We start from the raw sequence: 6260 nt of genomic DNA on the forward strand, positions 1-6260 counted from the left end.
GAAGAATATGCAGAAGATTTATTTTGAAGATATGCCTTTGAATAAAATCCACTTAAAAGTAGGCTTTTCAGGTATAGGAGGGCAATTTTGTGATGGTTTTATTTTAGGCGTTATTGGTATTAGTATGGAGTTGGCTAAGAAAGATTTAGGCTTAGATGAGTGGTGGCTTGGAGCAATAGGAGCTGCGTCCTTGTTTGGTCTGTTTTTTGGTGCTTTATTAACAGGGTTTTTAGCTGATAAAGTGGGTAGAAAGCCTATATTTATTTGGACTATGCCTATATTTTTTGTCGTATCTATTTTGCAATTTTATGTAAGCAATGCTTTTGAACTTTTTGTTTTGCGATTTATCTTAGGGCTTGCTTTGGGAGCTGATTATGTCGTAGGAATTTCTTTAGTAAGTGAAATCACACCTAAAAAATATCGAGGCAAGCTTTTATCGGCGATGATGGTAGGCTGGGTAGGAGGCTATACCATAGCTTATTTTGTAGGCTTTGCTTTGCAAGATTTTAGTCAAGGAGCTTGGAGATGGATTTTATTAAGCTCTGCTTTGCCAAGTTGTCTTGTGATGCTTTTAAGAATCAATACCCCATCTAGTCCTTTATGGCTTGTAAAAAAAGGGCAAATAGAAAGGGCAAATGCTATTATCAAAAAGTATTTTGGAGAGCATATTTTAGCTCCTAAAGCACAGGAATATGAACACTCAAAATACTTTGACCTTTTTAATTCACAAAATTTTAAAAATACTCTAGTAGGCGTAGTCTTTTATGGAGCACAAGTTATACCCTACTTCGCAATCAGTACGTTTATACCGAGCATTTTAGCGAGTTTAAAAGTAGAAGATCCTTATGTAGGAGGCATCATTTATAATTTGTTTTTATTTATAGGTTCTGTGCTTGGGCTTTATATTATCAATAAAATCTCAAGGAAGCTCTTTGTCGTGGGTAGCTTTTATATCTTGGCAATCATTATGATAGCCTTAGCTACTTATAGCTTTTCCTTGCCCTCTTATTTAGTGGTTATTTTAATTTCTATTTTTTCTTGTGTGTTAGCGGGTGCTGGTGTGCTTGAGTTTGCTTATACACCTGAGTTATTTCCAACAAATCTAAGAGCTTCAGGTGTGGGACTTGTTGTTGCTTGTTCAAGGGTCAGTGGTGCTTTGGGGACTTTTTTACTTCCTATTATCACCAGTCATTATTCTATTTCTGCAGCACTTTGGGTGGTTTTTGCTTCGCTTGCTTTTGCGGGAATTTTTTGCCATATATTCGCGCCAGAAACTTATCATAAGGATTCATAATGATACAAAGATACCAAGAAAATACCTATTTAGCACAGCTTGTTGTTTATGAGGGATGTTTTGAAAGTTCAGGGCAAATCAGCCTTAATCCCTATGCTTCTATACAAGAGCAAACAAAAGAGATTTTAGAGCATATTGATATTTTATTAAGTAGTATCAATGCGAATAAAACACATATTACAAGAGTGCAAATGTGGCTTAATGATATGCGAGATTTTTATCAAATGAATGAAGTTTATGAAGCTTGGCTAAAGAATTGTCCAAAGCCAGCAAGAGCTTGTGTAGGTGCTACATTGATTGAAGGGGCAAAGATAGAAATACAAGTTTTTGGTTATCAAAAGATTGATAGTTGAAATTCTAGCTATGTTTTGTAATGCTTAAGGTTTTATGAATTCAGGCTTTCCTAGTTTTTGCCATCGTAGTAAGTAACAATGAGAAAAAAACATATAATCATGCTATTATTTGTCGATAATGGGGCATTTATCAGAGAGCCGTTAAGGATATTGAGAGCTTCATAAAAAATCAACTTAAAGTCTTAGCTCTCCCTACAAGTTAAATAAAAGGCTTGGTAGAGACTATCCATGCAAAAGATAAAAGCACATTTGCTTAAAGTCTAGTGCGATGAAATGGAAGCAGAATCTAAATTTTGTGTTAAAACTATGATAGAAGCACAAGATGAGTGGCTACATAGCTTTTATTATTTTAATTAGAGTAAAATTTGCAAGGTTTTTACATTTGGTTTAATTTTGCTTGCATAAAACCTTGAAGCTCATGATATGCTTTGCTTTGCTCAAAGCTTGCTTTGTGAAAGCCTTTGTTAAAGGTTCTTTGTCGTTTAGCAAGCTGGGCTGTGTGTGTTGTGATAAGCATTTCAAGCTCATGAAGTGAAATTTCACCATCAAGATAAGCTTTACACTCTTTTAAGCCTATGGAATTTAAAGGCTTTAAACTTGCATCAAAATACGCAAATAAACACCTAGCCTCTTCAAGCAAGCCTTTTTCAAGCATAGCCTTTGTTCTTTTGGCTATCCTTTGTCTTAAAAGTTCTTTATCGCACACTAGCTCAAAGATATCAAGTTTTTTAATCAAAGCTGGCTTTAAGGTACGTTTTAAAAACTCACTTGGCACTTCTTTGCTAAACTCATAAATATCAAGCCATTTTCTTAAGCGATAAGTGTCATTTTTTTCTATCTTTGCTTCTTTATCTATACGTTTTACAAGGGCGTAAATAGCTTCATTATCAAGTTCATAATGCAAAAGCGCAGGTACCTCTTTACTTAAGCCACTCATTAAAGCCTTTAAGTAAAAACTCGTCCCACCCACGATGATAAGAGGCTTATTTGCTTTTAAAGCAGCATTTTTAGCTCTTTCATACTCTTTGAAAAACAAAGCCACATTAAAGGCTTCATCTATACTCAAAAGATCGATCCCAAAATAATCAATAAGCCTAGTATCATCAGGCTTAGCCGAAGCGATATTGATCTCTTTATACACACATAAGCTATCAAGGCTCAAGATAAAGGCGTTAAATTCAGTAGCTAGCCTTGAAGCAAGCTCGCTTTTACCACAAGCTGTGCAGCCAATGAGTGCAAATTCAAAAAACATAAGCGAGTTTTTCCTTAAATTTAAAGTTTTTTTAGTAAAATCATAACAAAAATTTACTAAAGAGTAAAAATAATGAAAACATTTTATACAAAACTTAACACTCTTTTAGAGCTTGTTGTTTTTAAGCATTCTATCTTTGCTTTACCTTTTTTGTTTATTTCTATGATGGTAGCTTCAAAGCTTGAAACTCAAAGTGTTTGGTTTGGCTTTAAGGTGCTATTTTTAGGCATAATCTGTGCGGTGAGTGCAAGGAATTTTGCTATGGCGATGAACCGCTTTTTAGACGAGGATATTGATAAGGATAATCCTCGTTGCAAAGATCGTCCAAACATCAGTGGCAAGATAGACAAAAAAAGTATGCTAAGCTTTATTTTTTTTAATGCCTTTGTTTTTGTGTTAGCATCTTATTTTATCAATACCCTAGCCTTTGTGCTTTCTTTTCCTATACTGCTTATACTTGGCTTATATTCGACTTTTAAACGTTTTTCATCTTTGGCTCATTTGGTTTTAGGTTTTTGTTTGGGACTTGCACCTATTGCTGGAAGTGTGATTGTGCTTGGTAAAATAGAGCTTTACAGCGTGATTTTGTGTCTTGGAGTGATGTTTTGGACGGCAGGATTTGATCTGCTTTATAGCTTGCAAGATATGGAGTATGATAAACTTAAAGGGCTTCATTCTGTGCCATCTAAATTTGGCATAAAGGCGACTTTGTTTGCCTCGGCGTTTTGCCATTTTTTAGCGGTGTTGTTTTGGCTTTTATTTATTTGGCAGGCTAAACTTTCTTTTGTGGCTTTTTTTGGAGTTTTTGTTTGTGCGGTGATTTTGTTTTTCGAGCAAAAGATCGTGCGTAAGAATTTTGCTCATATTGATAGAGCTTTTTTTACTTTAAATGGATATTTAAGTATTATTTTTTTGATTTTCATTTGGGTTGATTTGATATGGTAAGTTTTTTTAAAACAGCTTTAAAAATTGAATTTGAAGAAAGCACCCTTGATGATATACGTTTTAATGAAGAATTTATCAGTCTCAATTCAAACGCTCAAATTATGAGATTTAAAAAACTTGCCCAAAAAATAGAATTGAGTGAAAGTGAAGAATTGCTTTTTAATATGCTTATCAGCGTCAAAGAAAGTATAACAAGACTTGAGCTAAAAGATAAGGAGTTTTTAATCACACTTCAAAATAAAGCTCATATTTCAGGTGTGCATTATGAAAATCTTGAATTTTTAGACACAAATTTAGTTCAAAATCAAGTATATTATGCTAGATTAAAGATAAATAACAAAGAGATAGCCTTTTTCATCAAGGCTTTAGATGAAAAAACGGCGAGTATCATTAAGATCAAAAGTGAGGATAAAGCACTTTATGATGCTTTTGTGGCACAAACGCAAAGAGAGCTTATCAAAGAAATGAAAGGAAAAGAAAATGAGTGATGAGTTGCTTTATCTCATTTTTATAGTGATTTTACAAATTGCCTTAGTGGCTTATATTTTTATCAAGGATAAGGAAAATTCGCTTAAGATTGCAAAGCTTGAAAAAGCAGTGGAAGAACTGAGTAAAAATATGCACTATTTACGCAAAGAACTTGAGGCAAAAGCTGATATACAAAGTGTAAATTTACAAAATTCAGATGATTTAAAAGATGAAATCAATCTTTTGCTTAACAAAGAAGTCAATAGCAAAATTATGCCTATACTCAAGAGTTTAAAGGGTTTTGAAAGCGTGATTGAAGAATTTCAAAATGAACAAGAAAATAGACTCTCTCATCTTGAGCAAAAAACGCAAAATATCTCAAAGCTTACACCAAATTATGAAAACGAGGAGCAAAAAATCGTTGATTTGTTTAAGGAAGGTAAAAGTATAGAACAAATCTCAAAAGATTTAAGAATTCCAACAGGAAGCGTTGAATTTACATTAAAGATGAAAAAGATGGTTGATTGATGCTTGTTGATAGTTATGATAGGGTGATTGATTATTTACGCATTTCAGTAACGCAAAATTGCAATTTTCGCTGTTTGTATTGTATGCCAAAAGTCCCTTTTGATGAAAAAATTAATGAAAATTTACTTAGCTTTGATGAGCTTTTTTTATTTGTTAAAGTCGCCATTGATGCTGGGGTGAGAAAGATCAGGATCACAGGGGGTGAACCACTTTTAAGAAAAGATTTGCACAAATTTATAAAAATGATTTTTGAATATAAAAATTGCATTGATTTAGCCTTAACCACAAATGGCTTTTTGCTTACAAATCAAGCAAGACTTTTAAAAGAAGCTGGACTGAAAAGAGTAAATATCTCTTTAGACTCCCTTCATGCAAAAAAACTTATAAAAATTTCTCAAAAAGACATTTTAAAAGATGTTATGCAAGGTATTGATGCAGCTTTAAATACAGGCTTTTTAGTCAAGCTTAACTGCGTTGCTTTAAAAGGGCTTAATGATAATGAGCTTTGTGATTTGCTTGAGTTTGCAAAAGCTAAAAATATCCAAATTCGCTTCATTGAATTTATGGAAAATACTCATGCTTATGGACAGCTTAAAGGTTTGAAAGCAGGCGAAATTTTAAAGATTATAAGTCAAAAGTATGCAATACAAGCACTTGAAAAAAGTTTGAATGCTCCGGTAAGCTTATACAAAGCAGATGATTATATCTTTGGCATTATCGATCCACATAGTCATGAGTTTTGCGATACTTGCAATCGTATCCGCTTGACAGCTGATGGCTTGCTTGTGCCTTGTCTTTATTTTGATGAGGCTTTAAGCATAAGAAAGGCTGTAAAACAAGGCGATATAGACGCAGCAAGTAAGATACTTCAAAGCGTGATTGAAAACAAGCCAGAAAAGAACAAATGGAGCATTAAAGACAACGAACGCTCAACAAGGGCTTTTTATCAAACTGGAGGCTAAGCTTATAACTTGTTTTGTGTTATCTTACGAGAAATGAAACAGGGTGTAGATTACAAGAAGCTTTGTTTTTTGTTCGCTTCTTGTATGCTTAAAAGTTTTGATTCTAAGGCACAAAGATTATCTACTTGCCAATCACTTGCATCAATATCTTCTTGACTAAATTCAAAAGGGCTTTTCAAAAGCTCTTCATCACGCACTTCATACAGCATATAAATTCCATTTGTATAACTCATCTGTATAAAAGCGTGTATATTCCAAGAGCTTCTAAAATACCCCATGCCTCTTTTATTTTGATTCAAAACTTCATAAATTTTCATCAAAACTTCTTCTTCCTAGTATCTTCAAGTATATTTCTTGCAATATCATTCACCGTATCAGAAATCACTGAACTATCATTAGCAATCTTAACATTATCTTGAGTCACACTTTCTATATGAGCTACACTTTCATTGATTTGA

The 6260-nt window shown here is 33.4% G+C and carries 8 protein-coding genes and 1 pseudogene; 6 read left to right on the top strand and 3 right to left on the bottom strand.

What is annotated here, in order from left to right; all coding sequences use genetic code 11:
- Positions 1-7 precede the first annotated feature (7 nt).
- Together DMB91_RS02775 and DMB91_RS02780 are read left to right on the top strand one after the other, a co-directional pair.
- Positions 8-1294 carry an MFS transporter gene (locus tag DMB91_RS02775; RefSeq protein ID WP_034906670.1) on the top strand — a complete coding sequence of 429 codons (1287 nt, stop codon included), beginning with the start codon at positions 8-10 and terminating at the stop codon, positions 1292-1294.
- Entirely contained in the window at positions 1294-1647 is a 354-nt protein-coding gene (locus DMB91_RS02780; protein WP_034906668.1) for a RidA family protein, read from the top strand. Before DMB91_RS02775 ends, DMB91_RS02780 begins: the two co-directional genes overlap by 1 nt.
- A gap of 376 nt (positions 1648-2023) precedes the next feature.
- Here DMB91_RS02780 and miaA read toward each other — a convergent pair whose 3' ends face one another.
- Positions 2024-2899, bottom strand: a complete 876-nt coding sequence (gene miaA, locus DMB91_RS02785; RefSeq protein WP_034906665.1) for a tRNA (adenosine(37)-N6)-dimethylallyltransferase MiaA — start codon at positions 2897-2899, stop codon at positions 2024-2026.
- Positions 2900-2971: 72 nt separating this feature from the next.
- Between miaA and mqnP the strand changes: the two genes are divergently transcribed.
- The 4 genes from mqnP to moaA are packed head-to-tail and all read left to right on the top strand — an operon-like array spanning position 2972 to position 5802.
- Positions 2972-3844, top strand: a complete 873-nt coding sequence (mqnP, locus tag DMB91_RS02790; RefSeq protein WP_034906663.1) for a menaquinone biosynthesis prenyltransferase MqnP — start codon at positions 2972-2974, stop codon at positions 3842-3844.
- Positions 3838-4332, top strand: a complete 495-nt coding sequence (locus tag DMB91_RS02795; protein WP_052043254.1) for a hypothetical protein — start codon at positions 3838-3840, stop codon at positions 4330-4332. Before mqnP ends, DMB91_RS02795 begins: the two co-directional genes overlap by 7 nt.
- Complete coding sequence (locus DMB91_RS02800) at positions 4325-4840, top strand: hypothetical protein (protein WP_034906660.1); 516 nt, start codon at positions 4325-4327, stop codon at positions 4838-4840. Before DMB91_RS02795 ends, DMB91_RS02800 begins: the two co-directional genes overlap by 8 nt.
- Positions 4840-5802 (top strand): GTP 3',8-cyclase MoaA, encoded by a 963-nt coding sequence (gene moaA / locus DMB91_RS02805; protein WP_034906676.1) that lies wholly within the window; start codon positions 4840-4842, stop codon positions 5800-5802. The genes DMB91_RS02800 and moaA overlap by 1 nt, the downstream gene beginning before the upstream one ends.
- A 50-nt stretch (positions 5803-5852) precedes the next feature.
- Here the strand turns inward: moaA and DMB91_RS02810 are convergent, their stop codons facing one another.
- Complete coding sequence (locus tag DMB91_RS02810; RefSeq protein ID WP_034906657.1) at positions 5853-6119, bottom strand: hypothetical protein; 267 nt, start codon at positions 6117-6119, stop codon at positions 5853-5855.
- Positions 6119-6260 (bottom strand): annotated as a pseudogene (locus tag DMB91_RS09060) (chemotaxis protein); the annotation flags it as partial. The gene DMB91_RS02810 and the pseudogene DMB91_RS09060, both read right to left, overlap by 1 nt.

Origin of the sequence: Campylobacter sp. MIT 97-5078 (assembly GCF_006864455.1) — a bacterium.
Lineage (GTDB): Bacteria > Campylobacterota > Campylobacteria > Campylobacterales > Campylobacteraceae > Campylobacter_D.

What these genes read in the sequence shown, in the direction of transcription:
- DMB91_RS02780 (WP_034906668.1), top strand. Translation starts at nt 1,294, where the DNA reads ATGATACAAAGATACCAAGAAAATACCTATTTAGCACAGCTTGTTGTT.
- DMB91_RS02795 (WP_052043254.1), top strand. Translation starts at nt 3,838, where the DNA reads ATGGTAAGTTTTTTTAAAACAGCTTTAAAAATTGAATTTGAAGAAAGC.
- DMB91_RS02800 (WP_034906660.1), top strand. Translation starts at nt 4,325, where the DNA reads ATGAGTGATGAGTTGCTTTATCTCATTTTTATAGTGATTTTACAAATT.
- mqnP (WP_034906663.1), top strand. Translation starts at nt 2,972, where the DNA reads ATGAAAACATTTTATACAAAACTTAACACTCTTTTAGAGCTTGTTGTT.
- miaA (WP_034906665.1), bottom strand. Translation starts at nt 2,899, where the DNA reads ATGTTTTTTGAATTTGCACTCATTGGCTGCACAGCTTGTGGTAAAAGC.
- DMB91_RS02775 (WP_034906670.1), top strand. Translation starts at nt 8, where the DNA reads ATGCAGAAGATTTATTTTGAAGATATGCCTTTGAATAAAATCCACTTA.
- DMB91_RS02810 (WP_034906657.1), bottom strand. Translation starts at nt 6,119, where the DNA reads ATGAAAATTTATGAAGTTTTGAATCAAAATAAAAGAGGCATGGGGTAT.
- moaA (WP_034906676.1), top strand. Translation starts at nt 4,840, where the DNA reads ATGCTTGTTGATAGTTATGATAGGGTGATTGATTATTTACGCATTTCA.